Source organism: Actinoallomurus acaciae, assembly GCF_042429965.1.
GTDB classification, from domain to species: domain Bacteria; phylum Actinomycetota; class Actinomycetes; order Streptosporangiales; family Streptosporangiaceae; genus Actinoallomurus; species Actinoallomurus acaciae.
On the sequence record NZ_JBHLZP010000159.1, the window covers coordinates 430 to 16,537 of the forward strand.

Below are 16,108 nucleotides of genomic sequence, written 5' to 3' on the forward strand. Positions count from 1 at the left end.
GCGGCATCACTCAACTCATGACGACGCACCATGACACGCCATCAACCCACACCCACCACCCAAGATCCACAAAACACGCCCTAGGGTTCTCGTCGCCGGAGTCCCTGGAGGACGCGCCGCTCCTTGTCCGGGTCGAGGCCGATCCGGGGGACGCCCGGCCGGGGAGCGGGGTCTCCCTCGGCCTGGAGCCAGGCCCACGTGTCGGCGACCGTCTCCCGTGTCGGCCGGAAGGTGAGCCCGGTTCCGACGGCGGCGGACACGTCCGAGTCGTGCATGCCGTCGTACTCGTCGTTGCGCGGCAGCCAGATCGGCAGCTCGGTCCAGGGGCTGATCTCCGCCTCCTCGATCACGTCGGCGCGTACCCAGACCAGTTCGGCGTCCGCGCCGGTCACCCGTACGGCGGTCTCCAGCAGTTCACGCATCGTGCAGTACCCGGTCGGGCTGACGGTGTTGAACGCGCCACCGATCCCACGTTCCGCGGCCCACAGTATCCAGCCGGCCAGGTCACGCGCGTCGACGTACTGGAGGGGGCGTTCGGGCTCGGGCGCCAGGACGGGTCCGCCTCGCTCGATCCGGCGCAGCCACCACGGCATGCGGCCGACGTGCTCGTACGGGCCGAGGATGAGCCCCGCGCGGGCGAGCAGCGCCCGGTCGCCGAACGCCTCCAGCGCGGCCAGCTCGCCGCCGCGCTTGGCGGCGGCGTAGTCCTCGTCGTCCTCCGCGCCGGGGTCGCCGTCGACCACCGGGGCGTTCTCGTCGGCGCCTCGCGGGATCGGCCACCGGTAGACCGACCGGCTGGACACGTACCCGTAGTGGCCGGTCCGGCCGGCGAGCAGCTCACAGGAGTCGCGTACCATCCGCGGCGCCCCGCTCCAGGTGTCGATCACGGCGTCCCACTCCCGGTCCGCGACCGCCCGGCGCAGGGCGTCACGGTCGGCCCGGTCGGCGACGAGGGCCTCCACCCCGGACGCGGGCGGCCGGCTCAGCCCGCGGTTGACGGTGGTGACCTCATCGCCCCGCGCCAGCGCCGTCTCGACGACGGCTCGGCCGACGTGACGCGTTCCTCCCAGTACGAGCAGTCTCATGCCGGCCATCCTGGCAACCCGGACGAGCGGGCGGAACGTCGTTTCACCGGAGGCGTAGCGTGCCGGAGGCGTAGCGCGCCGGGGGTGCGAAAACCCGTCGCCGGAGCGCCCCCGCCGCGAGTACGGTCGCCGCGTGCCCGACGCGCTCTTCGCCGATCCCCGCCTCGCCCCCCTCTACGACGCCTTCGACGGAGACCGCGACGACCTCGCGGCCTACGTCGCCATCGCCGGCGAACTGGGCGCGGACCGGGTGCTCGACGTCGGCTGCGGGACGGGCAGCCTGGCAGTCCCGCTCGCCGACGGTGGCCGTACGGTCGTGGGCGTCGACCCGGCGTGGGCGTCGCTCGACATCGCGAGGTCCAAGGATCCGGCCGGCAGGGTCACCTGGGTGCACGGCGACGCGCGTCTGATGGCCGGGCCCGCCTTCTCCACCGCGGTGCCCCGGGCCGCGTTCGACCTCGCGGTGATGGCCGGGAACGTCGCGCAGGTCTTCCTCACCGACGACGACTGGGCACGAACGCTCCGATGCGTCCACGCCGCGCTCCGGCCGGGCGGTCACCTCGTGTTCGAGACGCGGCGCCCCGAGCGCCGCGCCTGGGAGGAGTGGGCCGCCGACACGGCTCCGGTCACCCTCGACGTGCCGGGGATCGGGCCGGTGGAGCGGCGTCTGGAGGTCACCGACGTGCGCCTTCCCCTGGTCTCCTTCCGCTACGGCTACCGGTTCCCGGCCGACGGCGCGGTCCTCACCTCGGACTCGACGCTGCGCTTCCGCGACCGCGACGAGGTGGAGACGAGCCTGGCCGACGGCGGTTACCGCGTGCTGGACGTACGGCAGGCCCCGGACCGGCCCGGCCGGGAGTTCGTCTTCATCGCCGAGCGCACGTGATCGTCACCTGCTCGGCAGCCCGGCACGGAAAGCGCCGGACCTGACCGGAGGTGTCGGCCGTGTCGTCGAGCACGATGGAGGAGAAGGGGTTCGAGTACCGCCACTCCCACTCGTGCTGGCTCGGGGGTGACCCCCGGAACCCCCAATGTGGGGGGCTCCGCCCCCCACGCCCCCGCAGGCTGGGGTCGGAGGTCAGCTTTCAGGTTCGTTCAGACGGCGTTGTTCGAATATCCGCTCGCGAGAGTGGTGGCGAGTGGCGCCGTTGTCGTGTCGGCGGTGGTGTTGCCCGGCTGGGCGACGCCGCCGCTTTTGCATTGTTCGGCGGACGCTGATTTGGCGGATCGGTGTTCGATCACCGCGTTAAGGGGACGTGCATTCGCCCGTCTATCAAGTTCACGGCGTCAAGCGTATTGAGCAGCCTGAACACCGTCCTCTTCTGGCTCCCCTCTATGTCAAGAGGCTGTGCTGAGGGTGGTCGTAGGCCGTGCGATGGCGGGTTCGGGAAGTGGCTTGTCCGAAGTGCCGGGGTGGGGATGTGAGCTGGCCGTGCTGGAGTCAGTGGTCGCTGCTTAATGCCCTTCCGGGCTCGTTGTCGTATGTGTGAGGGCGTCGTCGAGTATCTGCCGGTTTCCTGCTCGGGACAGCCGGTGTCGGATCTGGTCGCCGGAGGATGCGTCGATGGGGGCGGTGCCGTTCCAGGAGGCGAAGTGCGCCCGGTTGGGGAATCGGGTGATGTCGCCGACCTCGACCAGCAAGCGTGCGGCGCCGGAGGGGCCGATGCCGTGCAGGTCCATCAGGGTGGTGCCGGTGGAGGCGAGGAGTTCCTTGAGTTGTTTGTCGGCGTCCTTGGAACCGCCGGTAGATCCGTTCGAGGTCGGTGATCAGTTCCGTGGCGACCCGGCGTCGTGTCTTGCCGGCGGCGTCGCGGGGTCGCACGTTGGCGAGCATGGCATTGGCCTGGGCGGCGGAAAGGCTCTTCTTCGCCCCGCCGGGGACGAGCTCCAGCAACAGCCGGTGCAGTTGGGCGGACATGCGGGTGTGGTCCTCACCGAGGGACCGGCGGCGGTCGATCAGGATCCGCAGGACCGCGAGCTGCTCGTCGTTGACCACCGGTCGAAGACCTGCCATCCGTGTGCCGACCAGGGCAACCGAGTGCGCGTCGGTGGCGTCGGTCTTGCGGCCTTGCCCGGTGGCGAACACGCGGGTCCGCGCGAGGATGGTCTCATCAGCGGCCATCACCTCGATCGTGGCAGAGCTTGTGCGGGGCCATGCCAAGGACGACTCGGTCCATGCGAGTCCTCCGATGCTCGATCCATCACCTGGTTGTCGAGCCGGGAGGGCAACGCTACTTCGAGCAGAGCGAACCCCTCTTGAGCCTCCCCGCCTCCGGAACCGCGCGGGCCAAAAGGGAGCCACACGACCAGCGTGGGCAGCCGATGTGAGAGCGACGGCCCAGGCGCCTGGACCGAGCCTGGCCGGGCACCGGTCCTGAGCCGATGAAACAAGTAACCGATGAGAGCGCGTTGGCGAGGTCGCCGGCCGGCCTGCTGACCGCCGATGTTCTCGGGGCTGTGGTGTCGTTGCCTCGCGCTTCGGTCGGATCAGGTCAGTTGTTGGAGGGGCGGGCGTTCCTCGCCTAGCTCTTGGCGCAGGTTCCACTTGTCCCAGGCGGGGGCGTGTCGGGTCTTTGAGGTGAGTATTGCCAGGGTCTGGTCGCGGGCCTGAGCGTTGCTCAGGTCGCCGATGCGGTGGAGACGTAGGACCTCACGTAGGCGGTTGAGGTCTTCGTCTTCGGCGGGTGCTGGGGGCAGGGTCTCCGGGGTGGCGGAAACGAATAGCCGGACTGCTTCGGTGCGCAGTGCTGATTCCTGCTGGAGCGCGCCGGGGACGGAGTTCTCGGGGTTTCTTGCGATTGCTTCGGCGCGGGTCAGGGCGTGTTGGGCCTGTTGGTAGGAGTCGGCGGTCATATGGGTGGCGCTCAGGTTGATCAGGGCCGCTACCTCGCGCGTCTGGTTGCCGTTTCGAGCCCAGTGGTCGGCGGCGATGCTGCGCAATTCGACTGCCGTTGCCGTGTCGCTTATGTCATCGGCGGCCTCGGCGCCGTCCTCGGCGGATACGGCCACGTCCCACCAGTTGCCCCTTTCAGTGCTGAGGTGCACGGAGCGGCGAGCGAGGTCGATGGCCGCCAAATGGTTGCCCGCACGTCTTTCGGCCCTGCCTCGGTAGGCCGCCGCCAAGTCGCGATGCTGTAGGTCCGCCCAACGGTCGGCCAGGTCGGTGGCCTTCCGGCCCCAGGTCAGCGCTCTGTGATTTTCGTTGGTCCACAGCGCCAGGTAGCAGTTGTTGATGACGATGGGGACCGCTGCTGCTTCCTTTCCCAGGGCGAGGAGATCGGTGGCCGCTTGCTCGCCTGCTTTCAGGGCGTCTTCGGCGTTGTCCTGATCCCACAGCAATTTGCTCAACTCGAAGGCTGCCTTGGCGGCCAGTTCAGCAAGACCGTGTTCGCGCGCTATTCGCTCTGCGCGGCGGGCTGACTGTACTGCTTTGACGGGGGCGCTGTTGCGCAACTCGTCCGCGACCAGAAGACAGGTCTGGGCGGCCTTCGCCGGATCGCCGTGCCGCAGGTGGAGGTCGATGCGGACGTCGTTGATCTCCAGGATGCTGTCGAGTTCATTGCGTGCGCTGTAGAGGACGTGTAGGCCGACCGCGAGCCTGGTGCCGAGATCCTGCCACCCTTCCTGCTCGGCCATGGCCAGGGCGGCGTGAAAGCGCGCCGGGTCCAGTTCTCCGGATATCTCGGCGTCGGGAGTTTGGTCGGCGATGGCGTCCAGGCGGTCGCAGAGCCGAGCGACCAGGCGGTGCCGGAAATCGCGTACCTCGTCCGGGCCCTCCTCCTCCGCGAGTTGTTCTTGGGCGAAGAGCTGGACCAGCTCGTAGAGGTTGAAGGTCGCCAGCGGCCCGTCGGGGAACGACCGGACGAATTCGTGCTGCGCCAGGCTGCGGTCCACCAGGCGGTTCAGCAGCAGTTCCTGCCCCCGTGGCGGGGAGTCCAGGCCGTGGCCCATTTCGTCCCCGGTGACCGTGGAGCCGGGAGCGGCCGGGATGAGCCGGAAGGTGCGGCGTGCGGGAGCGTCGAGATGGTCGTAGCTGAGCTTGATCGCGATGCGGACCGCGCGGTCGCCGCTGTCGAGGTAGTCCAGCCGGGTGCTCTCCTCCTCCAGCAACTGGACCAGGTAGTCGAGCGGGAGGTCGCCACGTCCGGCCAGACGAGCGCCGACCATGCGCAGCGCGAGGGGGACGTCGCCGCACAAGTGGGCGATCCGGTGCAGCGACGGATGTTCTTCTGTGTAATGGCTCAGCACCTGCACCGCGCTCTTACGATCGAGCGGCTCCACCCGGAACACCAGTCCCGGGTCGGCGAAACTCTGGACCCTGTCTCGTGAGGTCACGATCAATCCACAGGAGGCCGGAGCCTTTCCCAGCTGGGCTACGTGGGCCGCGTCCCGGGAGTTGTCGAGCACCAGCAGTATCGCCTTGTCACGCAGTTGTGCGCGGAAAGCGGCGAAGTCGGCGGCATCGTCTTGGAGACCGCTGCCGAGTTGGAGATCCAGCGCTTCCGACACGATCCGGACGACCGTACGGGCCGGCCGGTGGGCTTCCGGCACGAGGCCGTGCAGGTCGATGTGGAACACCCCGCCCGGGAAGGCCGGTGCCAGGCGGCGCGCCGCTTCGATCGCCACGGTGGACGTGCCGACCCCGGGCGGCCCCGATAGGAATGCCGTCGCTGAGCCATGGCGCCGCCGGTGTCTGTCGATCGTCTGTGCGACCTGGTCGACAAGAGTGGCGCGGCCGGTGACGTAAGGGTCGGCGGCGGGCAGGTGGAGCATCTGCGTGGCAACGAACCCGAGGCCCGCACGGCGTTGATTCGTGGCCCGTACGGTGGTTGTGGTGCCGGCGTCGGAATCCTTGTCGGGACGCTGCACCAGCACCGCCTCGACCGACGTGGATCTCAGCGGGGAGAGTTGTGTGTCGAGCGCGGACAGGAAACCGGCGAGACCAACGGAGTTCCTGTCCGCGAGTGCCTCACCCAGATGGCGCTGCGTGCCGGACGGAAGCCCGGCGAACAGCTCATCGAGTGCGTCGGCGAAGGCGCGGACGAACGAGGCCAGCATTCCAGTGGCCCGATCTGCCGCCGCGCAACCGGGCACCGGCTCGGACCAGCGGCGTAGCGCTTCCTCGTGCTGATTCATGTGCGGGATCAGCACTCGCGGGTCCAGGCCGCGGGAACCGATGCGCGATTTGAATGCCTCGACCTCGTCCGCGCTGTGCCCTCCCTCGCGGGCCGCCGCTGCGATCAATGCCCGCGCCAGATCACCTAGCCTGCCGATGCCTTTGCATGCCTTGTCCAGTGCGCTGAGCACGCGGGCCGCCTCGTACGCCGCTTCTTGCGGGCCCTGATCGGTGGCCACTGCGGCGGGCGCGGGCGAGTCGTGGCCCCGGACCTCCAGGACGGCGCCGACTTCGTCGTGCAGGGTCAGGCGCCGGGCGACGGTGAGGCCCGGGATTCCCCGGACGAGGGCGGTCAGATCCTCCGTCCTGGCGATCCAGACCGTGTCGCGCAGCCAGCCGTTCGCGCTGTTGTAGCGGGCAGAGACGACGCCGAGCACCGTCCCGTCCGTAAGCCGCAGTACCGGGGCGCCGCTCATTCCGGGGACGAGGGCGGACGAGGTGAGGCGGCCGAGGGCGACTCGGTCGTCGCGGACGGTCCCGCCCTGCCAGGAGCCGGTGGCGTCCAGATGACGGTAGTCATGGCCCGGATCCTCCACCGCGGCCACGCCGGTCACCACGATCTGGGTGTGGAACTCGACGGTGTCGGTGGCCTCGAGTACGGCCGCGGTGCCGGGCAAGGGCATGGTCCGGCGCAGTACGGCCAGGTCGCGCGCCGGATCGGTGGCCAGCACCTCGGCGCCCGCGACCTTCGCCGTCCCACCCAGCGCGTCTACTCCGACCCAGGCGCCGACCTGCCCGCACCGTAACTGATCCAGGACGTGCCACGCGGTCGCGACGACACCGGGTGCCACCTGGAAGCAGGTGCCCGCGACCTCGCCGGCAGGGCCGACCAGCCGTCCGAGAAACCCGGGGATCCGTGGGTCGCGGACCGGCCGCACCACATCCACGCTTACCGCCTAGGGTCGTCGTTACCGTCCCTCGGACGGCGGGCCCTGGTAGGTCACCTTGACCACCAAGGTCGCCTCGCCGGAGGCGCCTGCCACGACGATGCCACCCTGCGCAGAGAATTTCAGGCCGAATTCCACCTCGACTTGTTCGGGATGTACGGCACGTCCGTGCAATCGGTCGATCGCCTCGGCGGTGGACGTCGCGATCGCCACGACGGCGTCCCGCGCCCGGTCGAAGGCGTCCAGGACGCGCTCGCCCGCGCCGTCGACGAGGCGGGACGTGGACTCGGAACCGACGGCGGGAACCGTCTCGATCATCAGATCGACATCACCGGCCCGAACCGGCAGCAAACGACTGGTCATAGGCGACAACCTGCCACATCCCGCACACGCCAGGTACCGATTCCAATCAACACCGGAGGCCTCCGGCTGAGCAACAACATCCGCACATGCCGCTGACCGCGCGTCGGACGCTGATTTCAAGCATGACTCGCGCTCGTGCCGCCGCGCGTGCACACGTCAGCTGACCGCGATGGTCATCAGCCGGAATCGTCCTCGGGGGCCAGGCAACCGCTCCACTGCGGCTGGTCGACGAGCTGCTCGACGCGCTGGATGTCCTTCACCACGTCATACGCTCGAATGTCCTGCGCACCCTGGCTGAGCAGGGCGAACCGTTCGTTGTCCATCACTCCGGCCCACGCGGCTGTCAGGTACTTCAGTTCCAGGGCCAGGTGTTCGCCGAGGCCCGGTTTGGACAGGAGCAGGTCCAAGCGCATGCCGGGGGCGGGTCTGGTCTCTAGGCGCACCCGCAGCGACGGGTTCGACTGGTGAGCGGTCCACGCCAGTGCGTGCTGGAAGTCGGCTTCTGAATGGAACACCGGCCTACGCTGCCGCAGTTCCTCGACCCAGACGGCGATTTCATCGGTCCAGCCGCTCACCCGCACAACCTACGACCCCGCGATTGAGAGATCCGGTGAATGCATGCATCTGCCACGGCGTCTTGAAGCGCTCGATGTTGTGGCCGATGATCGCGGTTGCGTACTCCTGAAAGCGCCGCTGGCCAGTGCGCATCTCACGACGCCACTCGACGTACATCGCCTCGATGTGCCGTACGGTCGCGACGAGGTCAGGGAGCTGGTCGGCACACCCGCAGTGCTCGCACCAAGCGCTCAGATCGGTCTCCGAAGGCGGCTGCCGGCCATGCTCGATCTTGGAAACCTTGGCCTCGTGCCAACCTGCGGCGGCGGCCAAGGCCCGGCCCGTCAGCCGCGCGTCCTTACGCAGCTCGCGGAGCCGGGCTCCGAACGCCTCCCTCGCCTGCTGAGCCGGCGTCGACACCGATGACGCCCTCAGACCAGCTTGTACTCACCGTGGGGGATGGCGGCCGCCCAGACGGCTTCGAACGCCGACCTGCACAGCCGCGCCACCGTCGGGTCAGTGGTCAGCTCCCGGCCGGCTGAACCCCCGTCGCCGGTGAAGTGGTTGAACAACACCGTCGACTCGTCGAACAGCCAGAAGTCGTTTCCGGGCAGGGCGATCCCCGACGCCCGCTTCCGCGGCAGCCAGCGGACCTCTTCGCCCGACGCGACGGCCGCGTCGGTGCCCTCGTGCTCGAAGCGGATGTAGTCCGTCACCGGCTCGGACACGATCCGCGCCCGGCGGACGCTGACGCCCTTGTCGACCGCGGCGCGGACCATCCATGTTCCCTTCGGCAGGTGGTCCATCAGCCTCTTCGGTACGGCTATGACCGTCTCATGGGCTGGTAGGTCGAGCTGGGCCAAGGTCGCCGGGTCAGTGATCCGCCAGCCTCGGATGACGTACACGTCCTTACCGTTCATCTGCTCGTCGGTGTCGTAGAGGGTCGGGGACTGGCCGCCGTCGGTCTCCTTGCCAAGGAGCCGTAGCTTCACGATCTTCTCCTGTCCGAGAGCTCGCCCAAACCTGCCACGTCGGGAGGGCCGTCAATCCGATGGGGTGCCGCGTCAAGGGCCGGAAGGCGAGAGACACCCCCGCACGGTGGGTGACCGGCGGGGGCGTCTTGTTTTTTTTTACGTGCTACCGGCGCTGGCGCGCCTGTCGCCGCTCACTCACCTCGTCGCCTACGGCTTCCAGCAGGCGTGTCAGTACGTTCTCCTGCGACCGGCACAGGCCGTTCACGCGGTCGATCTGGTGTTGCAGGTCGAGCATGTGACGGCTCGCCTGCCGCTGGCCGCGCAGTAGCAGCACGGCAGCGGTACCGAACCCGGCGACGAGCAGCCCGGCCCCCTCGGCGGCGAGCAGACGCTGGGCGGTCACCGGCCGACCTCCTCGTCGCCGACGTACGCCGCCACTCGGAACCGCATCGCGATGAGCCGCGCGAAGACGTCGTCTTTCTGCCCGGGCGTACGGTCCAGGTTCTCCATCAGGGCGTAGCACTCGTGGACGCGGACGACGGGCTCCTCGTACCGGGGGCGCCCCATGTCGACGGCGCTCACTTGCCGACCTGCTCGACGAGCTGATCCCGCATCTCGATCAGGACGTTGGCCACCTGGGTCTGGCACGTCAGCAGGACCCGGACGTAAGTGGAGATCTGAGTCAGGGACGCCTCGGCCCGGGCGTTCGTCAGGCCTTGGTCGTAGCGGCGGCGCGACCGGCGGGTGATCTTGACGATGGTCATCTCGCTCATGACCGCACCTCTTCGCGGCGCATGGTGGCGGCCAGTTCCTGGAGGATGTCGGCGAGTTGGTCAGCCTCGTCGGAGGTCAGGCGGTCGCTGGCGCAGCCATCGTGGTTGACGAGCGAGATGTACGGCTCCCCGTCGGCGGAGTCGGTGAGGATGCTGGCGAGGATCGGGGCCAGGTACGTCTTCTCCTCGCCGCTCAGGACCGTGACGACGTACGGGTGGTAGGCCAGCTCGACCTCGTGGATCTCGCCGCCGTGCTCGCCGTCCCAGGGGCGCGAGTGTTCGGCGACGCACCAGGACGGGCAACCGGCGGGCCGGTGGCGGCCCTCTTCAAACGTCCCGCAGCTGGGGGTGGGGCCGAGGTCGTTGAAGAGGAGGACGTCCACGGCGGGCCTGCCGCATGCGCAGACCTCTCCGTCGCGGGCGGGACGCCTCGGCGTGGGCTCGCGGTCGGCCGTTGGGGGGCAGGCCTGGTCGGTACGATCGACCGACGGCTGAAGCGCCTTAACGTAGAGGTCCCTCAACTCCTTCAGGATGTCGAGCATTTGGCGCTCGTTGCGGGTGTGTCCGGCGTATCCCTCTACGAGGTGGGCCAACAGGTTGGCCTGCTCGCGTCCGAGCGCCTCGACTTCGCCCAGCTTGGCTTCGATCTGGCCCGGTCGCTCGGGCACGGCATCGCTGGTTCGCTCGGCCGTGCGACCTGTCCTTGGCACGATCTCGGTGATGGTCACGGCGGTATCGCCTGCCTCTCCCGGTTGCTTCGTGTAGTCGATTGGTCGCCTAACGTTCCCCGTCCTCAAAGCCGAAACGGGGCTTAGTACTCGTAGGCTTATCCGCTGTGGGGGCGGCCTCCTTGCAGGTGATCCGCTCGGCCCCCGGCCGGTGGCGCAGTCATCAGGTTCGGGGCCCGAGGGCTGAAGGCAAGACGGTCAGCGACGTCGTGAACGAGCAACTCTCGGCCGAGTGCGGGGCGTGCGGTAAATGCGACGAATGTGACCTTGGCGACCCTTTGAGCGATGATGTTGAAGGCCGGGACGCATGGAGAAAATTGACAGGCCTGTTGGCAACTCCGATGCTCGTCAACGGCGAAGGTTCCGAGAGCGGTGGCCAGGCTGTCGGGATTAGATTTAATGACGAGGTAGTGATCAGGGTGACGATCGTCAACAGCGGTTGAGATCGTCAGAAATTCGAAAATGCTGCCGTTGTCGGCGGGGCGTTCTCGTGATCTTGAGGGCGCCCCGCTGCGTGGGCCGCTGAGTGGCCAACGGTGAGGGAATGCGACACATCACGCCCGGCGGAAGATCTGCCGGTGGAGATCGTTACCTGGAACGATGATCGGGACGACGGGCTTTTGCCTGCGCGATTGCTCGGAATTTGCGCAGCCCCTGATCGATTCCCTGTCGACGGCATTCGCTACTGCCGTTGAGATCGCTTGGTGCTGAGGGGCCTGTTCAACCCAGCTCTTGCTGATTAGCCGTGGGCGAGTTGAGTGCCGAGGTCCGATCGAAACGCCACGATCTGGTCGTTTGGGCTCGAGTAAGTGGTTGTTAGGTCCGCTGCGGGAGGTCGGCGAGCTCCATCACCGCCAGGGGGCCGTCGCCGAAGAGGACAGGTCGCCGTCCGGCGCCTGCCGTCATCGCCGGTCACGGGCCTTCCCCTCCCTCGGCCCGGACCTCACCGGCGACGGTCGGGAGCAGGCCCGCCTCGTGCACGAGTATCGCGGCCTGCACGCGGTTTTCCAGGCCGAGCCGGGTGAGGACGCGGTTGACGCGGCTCTTCACGTTGGCCAGTGTCAGGCCGAGCGCGTCGGCGATCTGCGTGTTCGAGAGCCCCCGCGCGACCAGGATGAGAACCCGCAGCTCGCGCTCGGTGAGCGAGCCGATGCGCGCGTGGCGGCCGGGCGCGGGAGGTGCCACGCCGGAGACGAGCCCGGGAGGCAGCGCGGTGAAGGCGCTGATGAGCCGGTGCGTGACGCTCGGGGCGAGCATGGCCTCACCCGCGGCGACGACGCGGATCGCGTGCGCGAGCTGGTCGGGCGGGCTGTTCTTCAGCAGGAAGCCGCCGGCGCCGGCGCGCAGGGCCGAGTGCACGTACTCGTCCAGGTCGAAGGTGGTGAGCACGAGGACGCGCGGCGGCGGGTCGGCGTGCGGCCAGTCGGCGAGGACGCGCCGGGTGGCCTCGACGCCGGTCATGCCGGGCATGCGCACGTCCATGACCACGACGTCGGGCCGCAGGCGGAGTGCCGCGGCGACGGCCTGTTCGCCGTCCGCGGCGTCGCCGACGACGCACAGGTCGTCGCGGCGGTCGATGACGGCGCGCAGCGCGGCCCGTACCATCTCCTGGTCGTCGGCGAGGAGCACGCGGATGGTCACCGGACCTCCCGGAGAGGGAACGCGGCGCGGACCTGCCATCCGCCCCGCGGAAGCGGGCCGGCGTGCGCGGTGCCGCCGAAGGCCGTGACGCGTTCGCGGATGCCGATCAGTCCTCGGCCGGATCCGGGTACGGGCCGGTGATCCCCGGCGGCCGGCCCGTTCTCGACCTCGACGGTCAGCACGTCCGCGTTGAGGCGCAGGACGACCCGGACGTCGGCGGGGCCGGCATGCTTGAGGACGTTCGTCAACGCCTCCTGCACGATGCGGTGGGCCGAGATCTGGATCGCGGAGGGAACGGCGCCGATCGACGCGTCCAGCGTCGCCGTGACACGGCAGCCGGCCGCCTCGGCCGCCGCGATGAGCCGGTCGACGTGGTCGAGAGAGGGCTCGGGACCGGTGTCCTCGTCCCGCCCGGCGAGCAGGCCGAGGATGCGGCGCATCTCGATCAGCGCGGTGTCGGCCGCCTCCGCGATCCGCGTCACCCCCGCGAGCCCCGGATCACCCCGCACGACCTCCTCGATGGACCACGCCTGGACCGCGATCGCGCTGACGTGGTGCGCGACGACGTCATGAAGGTCGCGGGCGATGCGGGCCCGCTCGGTGAGGACGGCCTGCCGGGCGTTGATCTCCCGCTCCGCGCGCAGCCGGTCGTTCAGATCGCGGAGCCGGCCCGCGTCGGTCTCGATCCGCCGCCGTCCATAGCCCAGGAGCCAGGCCAGGAGGAAGAAGGCGGCGAACGTCGTCGCGGTGATCGGCGCCAGGGAGTCCAGGCGGGGCACCGGTGACCGGCCGACGACGAGGTCGGTCGCCGTCGCCGCGACGAGCGACAGCGCCGACCCGGGAACACTTACGGCCGCCGGGGCGTGGCGCGCGAGCGCGTACACGGCGAAGACCAGGAAGTAGGGCCCCGGCGTCTTGCCCGGGACCGGGTCGGCCACCTCGAACAGGATGAAGGCGGCCGTCATCGCGCCCAGGACCGCACGCGGATGCCGTCGCCGCCAGAAGAGCGGAACGGTCTGCAGGCCCCAGAGCAGCACGCCCACCGGGCTCGGTGCCGGCACCCGGCCCGACAGCGTCGCCATGTCGAACGCGGTGAGCCCGCCGCCGAGCGCCACGTCGGCCGGCCAGGGCCGACCGGCGATCCGGGTTCGTGCGCTGCGCAGGACAGCCGTTACGTACGCCGTCATCAGTCGCCAAGGCTAGGCGTTCGCGGAGCTCCCCGGATCGCTCGCGGGTCCCGAATCCATGGTTGCGCGGGCCGCCGGCAGATCGCTCATCCGGACGACGCCCGCCGCCCGTGGGGCCTTCTAGCGTCGAAACACCCCTGAATTCGGGTGATCCCCTCCCAAGGAAAGAAGAAGAGAATGGGCGACGAGAGGCGTACGACGCCGGCACCGCTGCGCTGGTCGCTGCTGGTGGCCGGCACCGTGGCGATGCTCTTCGCGGTCGGCGGCCGATGGGACATTCCCCTCGCGGCATGGATCTTCCCGGTGCTCCTGCTGCGTTTCACCCGTACCGGCCGTGCCTGGTCGGGCTTTCTGTGGATGCTGCCGGCGAACCTCGCCGCCGCCGTGTTCTGGGTCTTCGAGTCGGCGCTCGGATTCAACGCCGTCATTCTCGCCGGGGCGGTCGGTCTCGCCCTCATTCAGACGCTGCCGTTCCTTCTCGACCGGCTGCTCGTCGGCCGGCTGCGCCCGTGGCCGGCGACGCTGGTGTTTCCCGCCGCGGTCGCCGGCGCCGAATTCCTCATCACCCTGCTGTCGCCGTTCGGCACCGCCTACGGTTCGCTCACGGTCACGCAGTACGGCGACCTGCCCCTGCTGCAGGTGACCTCGATCACCGGCTCGTACGGGATCGGTTTCCTGATCGCCTGGCTCGCCGGTACGGTCAACCGCATCTGGGCGGACCCCTCGTGGCGATCAGCCCGCGGCGGCCTCGTGTACGGGGCCGCGCTGGCCGCCGTCCTCCTCGGCGGCGGGGCACGGCTCGCCTTCGTCCCGGACGGGAGCGCGACGGTGCGGATCGCCGGTGTCAGTCCCGGCCGGGACGTTCTCGCCGCCCAGCAGGCGGCGATCGGCCGGATCGCCGGTGGCCGTCAGGACGTCGCCGCCGCCCCCGCGGCCGAGGTCGAACCGGCCATGAGGGCCGTGGAGGACCAGCTCCTCGCCCTCACGCGACGTGAGGCCGACGCCGGCGCGAAGATCGTGATCTGGCCCGAGGAGGGCGTCAAAACGCAGGAGACGAGCGAACACGCCGCCATCGCGGCGGCCCGGGAACAGGCACGCCGGTCCCGGATCTACCTCGAGATCGGCGTCGGCGTCTACGCCACGACCGGGCCGGCCCACGGCCGTGACGAGGCCCTCCTCATCGGCCCGGACGGAAGGGTGTTGTGGACCTACCAGAAGGCCCACCCGATCCCCGGCTCGGAGCCGTTCACCCCGGGAGACGGCCGGGTGCCGGTCGTCGACACCCCGTACGGCCGGATCGCGAACGTCATCTGCTACGACGCCGACTTTCCCGACCTGATGCGCGTACGCGCGGACATCATGCTCGTCCCGTCGCACGACTGGCGGGAGTACGGCGGCCCGCACACCGAGAAGGCCGCCCTGCGCGCCGTCGAAGGCGGATACGCGCTGGTGCGCCAGGACTCCGAAGGCGTGTCGGCCGCCTTCGATGACCGGGGCCACGTCCTGGCCACCACCGACTACTTCACGACGGATCCGCAGACGACCGTGGCCTACGTGCCGACGCATGGCGCCACGACGGTCTACGACCTGATCGGGGACGCCTTCGCCTGGCTCTGCCTCGCCACCGTCGCCGCACTCACCGTCATCGGCCTGGCGCGCCCGAGCCGCAGGTCCGCGCGGGGATGAGCCCTTGACCGGACGGCGTGTTAGCGTGACCCGCATGTTCCTCCCCCGTGCGTAGAGCGCGACGAGACCGCCACCGCTGCGGCATCTCGTCGGCCTCGCACGTTCACGGCGCTCCCGGTGACGCGCCGCCTTCCTGAGGAACACCCTTCATGTCGTCATCCGCCCCTTCCTACCGGGCCGTCCTGCATACCCCTCATGTCCGCCGGGTGTTCGGCGCGGCCCTGCTCGGCCGGTCGTCGTACGGGATCGTCCCCCTCGCCCTCGTTCTGGCCCTGACCGGTGCCACCCGGTCGTACGCCGTGGCGGGCGGCGTCATGGCCCTGTTCGCGCTGACCGTGTCGGTGCTCGCTCCCGTACGGGCCGGGCTGATCGACCGGTACGGGCCGAGGCGCGCCCTGCCGCCGATGGCCGTCGCGTACGCGCTGGTGCTGACGGCCCTGGCCGCCGCGACATGGCCCCGGCACCGCTGCTCTGCGCCCTGGCCGTGGCGGCGGGCGCGTGCGCCCCACCGCTGGGCCCGGTGATGCGGACCGTCTGGAGCGAACTGCTCCGCGATCCGGCGCTGCTGCGCCGCGGCTACGGCCTGGACACCGTCGCCGAGGAACTGCTGTTCGTCGTCGGTCCGCTCCTCGCCGGGCTGATGGCCGGGTTCGCGGCGCCGTCGCTCGGCGTGGTCGTCAGCGCGGGACTGGTCCTGGCCGGAACACTCGCGTTCGTCCCGGCTCCGCCCGTACGGGCATCCAGCGGGTCACCGGACGCGGCCGGGGCGGGGCCGCGGCGGCGTTCCCGGATCGGGACCGGCGTCGCTCAGCCGATGGTCGCCGCCCTCGGGATCGGGGCGTGCACGGGATCGGTGGAGTTGCTCATGGTCGCCTTCGCCGGGCGGCACCATCACGCGGCGGCGGTGGCCTGGTGCACCGCGTCGCTCTCGGCCGGGAGCGCGCTCGGCGGCCTGGCCTACGGTGCTCTCCCGTGGCGGTCGTCCGGCCGGGCCCGGCTGCCCGTCCTGGTCGCCGTCCCGGCACTGGGCCTGGCCGTGGGCGGATGGGCGCC

Annotated in this window: 18 protein-coding genes and 1 pseudogene; 5 read left to right on the plus strand and 14 right to left on the minus strand. The window is 69.9% G+C overall.

Features of this window, described 5'->3' with window-relative positions; genetic code table 11:
- Window positions 1–80: 80 nt before the first annotated feature.
- Window positions 81–1,085 (minus strand): NAD-dependent epimerase/dehydratase family protein, encoded by a 1,005-nt coding sequence (locus ACFFNX_RS21565; RefSeq protein WP_378205036.1) that lies wholly within the window; start codon window positions 1,083–1,085, stop codon window positions 81–83.
- 133 nt (window positions 1,086–1,218) lie between these two features.
- On the opposite strand from ACFFNX_RS21565, the gene ACFFNX_RS21570 reads away from it, so the two are divergent.
- Entirely contained in the window at window positions 1,219–1,971 is a 753-nt protein-coding gene (locus ACFFNX_RS21570; RefSeq protein ID WP_378205039.1) for a class I SAM-dependent methyltransferase, read from the plus strand.
- A gap of 569 nt (window positions 1,972–2,540) precedes the next feature.
- Here the strand turns inward: ACFFNX_RS21570 and ACFFNX_RS21575 are convergent.
- The 11 genes and pseudogenes from ACFFNX_RS21575 to ACFFNX_RS21625 form a co-directional block, all read right to left on the minus strand.
- Window positions 2,541–2,765: a transposase gene (locus ACFFNX_RS21575; protein WP_378205042.1), complete on the minus strand. Its 225-nt coding sequence runs from the start codon at window positions 2,763–2,765 to the stop codon at window positions 2,541–2,543.
- A 208-nt stretch (window positions 2,766–2,973) separates the two neighbouring features.
- Window positions 2,974–3,207 (minus strand): annotated as a pseudogene (locus ACFFNX_RS21580) (IS110 family transposase); the annotation flags it as partial.
- Window positions 3,208–3,572: 365 nt separating this feature from the next.
- A complete protein-coding gene (locus ACFFNX_RS21585; protein WP_378205045.1) occupies window positions 3,573–7,148 on the minus strand; it encodes a trypsin-like peptidase domain-containing protein in 3,576 nt (1,191 codons plus the stop codon).
- Between the two features lie 21 nt (window positions 7,149–7,169).
- Window positions 7,170–7,499 carry a CU044_2847 family protein gene (locus ACFFNX_RS21590; protein ID WP_378205048.1) on the minus strand — a complete coding sequence of 110 codons (330 nt, stop codon included), beginning with the start codon at window positions 7,497–7,499 and terminating at the stop codon, window positions 7,170–7,172.
- A 188-nt stretch (window positions 7,500–7,687) separates the two neighbouring features.
- On the minus strand, window positions 7,688–8,086 hold the full coding sequence (locus ACFFNX_RS21595; protein WP_378205051.1) for a hypothetical protein: 399 nt from the start codon (window positions 8,084–8,086) through the stop codon (window positions 7,688–7,690).
- Entirely contained in the window at window positions 8,067–8,486 is a 420-nt protein-coding gene (locus tag ACFFNX_RS21600; protein WP_378205054.1) for a helix-turn-helix domain-containing protein, read from the minus strand. Before ACFFNX_RS21600 ends, ACFFNX_RS21595 begins: the two co-directional genes overlap by 20 nt.
- Before the next feature lie 11 nt (window positions 8,487–8,497).
- The gene (locus ACFFNX_RS21605) at window positions 8,498–9,058 is read right to left on the minus strand and encodes a DUF6879 family protein (protein ID WP_378205057.1); all 561 of its coding nucleotides are present in this window, start codon (window positions 9,056–9,058) and stop codon (window positions 8,498–8,500) included.
- A 145-nt stretch (window positions 9,059–9,203) separates the two neighbouring features.
- On the minus strand, window positions 9,204–9,443 hold the full coding sequence (locus tag ACFFNX_RS21610) for a hypothetical protein (protein ID WP_378205060.1): 240 nt from the start codon (window positions 9,441–9,443) through the stop codon (window positions 9,204–9,206).
- On the minus strand, window positions 9,440–9,622 hold the full coding sequence (locus ACFFNX_RS21615; RefSeq protein ID WP_378205063.1) for a hypothetical protein: 183 nt from the start codon (window positions 9,620–9,622) through the stop codon (window positions 9,440–9,442). Before ACFFNX_RS21615 ends, ACFFNX_RS21610 begins: the two co-directional genes overlap by 4 nt.
- A complete protein-coding gene (locus tag ACFFNX_RS21620) occupies window positions 9,619–9,813 on the minus strand; it encodes a hypothetical protein (RefSeq protein ID WP_378205066.1) in 195 nt (64 codons plus the stop codon). The genes ACFFNX_RS21615 and ACFFNX_RS21620 overlap by 4 nt, the downstream gene beginning before the upstream one ends.
- On the minus strand, window positions 9,810–10,541 hold the full coding sequence (locus ACFFNX_RS21625) for a DUF6907 domain-containing protein (RefSeq protein ID WP_378205068.1): 732 nt from the start codon (window positions 10,539–10,541) through the stop codon (window positions 9,810–9,812). Before ACFFNX_RS21625 ends, ACFFNX_RS21620 begins: the two co-directional genes overlap by 4 nt.
- Window positions 10,542–10,750: 209 nt before the next feature.
- On the opposite strand from ACFFNX_RS21625, the gene ACFFNX_RS21630 reads away from it, so the two are divergent.
- Complete coding sequence (locus ACFFNX_RS21630) at window positions 10,751–10,984, plus strand: hypothetical protein (RefSeq protein WP_378205071.1); 234 nt, start codon at window positions 10,751–10,753, stop codon at window positions 10,982–10,984.
- A gap of 469 nt (window positions 10,985–11,453) precedes the next feature.
- Here ACFFNX_RS21630 and ACFFNX_RS21635 read toward each other — a convergent pair whose 3' ends face one another.
- Window positions 11,454–12,182 carry a response regulator gene (locus tag ACFFNX_RS21635; protein WP_378205074.1) on the minus strand — a complete coding sequence of 243 codons (729 nt, stop codon included), beginning with the start codon at window positions 12,180–12,182 and terminating at the stop codon, window positions 11,454–11,456.
- Entirely contained in the window at window positions 12,179–13,369 is a 1,191-nt protein-coding gene (locus tag ACFFNX_RS21640; RefSeq protein WP_378205077.1) for a sensor histidine kinase, read from the minus strand. The genes ACFFNX_RS21635 and ACFFNX_RS21640 overlap by 4 nt, the downstream gene beginning before the upstream one ends.
- 177 nt (window positions 13,370–13,546) lie before the next feature.
- On the opposite strand from ACFFNX_RS21640, the gene ACFFNX_RS21645 reads away from it, so the two are divergent.
- The 3 genes from ACFFNX_RS21645 to ACFFNX_RS21655 all read left to right on the plus strand — a co-directional run.
- Window positions 13,547–15,055: a nitrilase-related carbon-nitrogen hydrolase gene (locus ACFFNX_RS21645; RefSeq protein WP_378205080.1), complete on the plus strand. Its 1,509-nt coding sequence runs from the start codon at window positions 13,547–13,549 to the stop codon at window positions 15,053–15,055.
- A gap of 149 nt (window positions 15,056–15,204) precedes the next feature.
- The gene (locus ACFFNX_RS21650; protein ID WP_378205083.1) at window positions 15,205–15,579 is read left to right on the plus strand and encodes a hypothetical protein; all 375 of its coding nucleotides are present in this window, start codon (window positions 15,205–15,207) and stop codon (window positions 15,577–15,579) included.
- Window positions 15,507–16,108: MFS transporter (locus tag ACFFNX_RS21655; protein WP_512699857.1), on the plus strand; the 602-nt coding region annotated here is incomplete at its 3' end. The genes ACFFNX_RS21650 and ACFFNX_RS21655, both read left to right, overlap by 73 nt.

Coding starts and splice junctions, on each gene's coding strand:
- ACFFNX_RS21565 (WP_378205036.1), bottom strand. CDS start 1,085: ATGAGACTGCTCGTACTGGGAGGAACGCGTCACGTCGGCCGAGCCGTC.
- ACFFNX_RS21575 (WP_378205042.1), bottom strand. CDS start 2,765: ATGGACCTGCACGGCATCGGCCCCTCCGGCGCCGCACGCTTGCTGGTC.
- ACFFNX_RS21620 (WP_378205066.1), bottom strand. CDS start 9,813: ATGAGCGAGATGACCATCGTCAAGATCACCCGCCGGTCGCGCCGCCGC.
- ACFFNX_RS21640 (WP_378205077.1), bottom strand. CDS start 13,369: ATGACGGCGTACGTAACGGCTGTCCTGCGCAGCGCACGAACCCGGATC.
- ACFFNX_RS21645 (WP_378205080.1), top strand. CDS start 13,547: ATGGGCGACGAGAGGCGTACGACGCCGGCACCGCTGCGCTGGTCGCTG.
- ACFFNX_RS21650 (WP_378205083.1), top strand. CDS start 15,205: ATGTCGTCATCCGCCCCTTCCTACCGGGCCGTCCTGCATACCCCTCAT.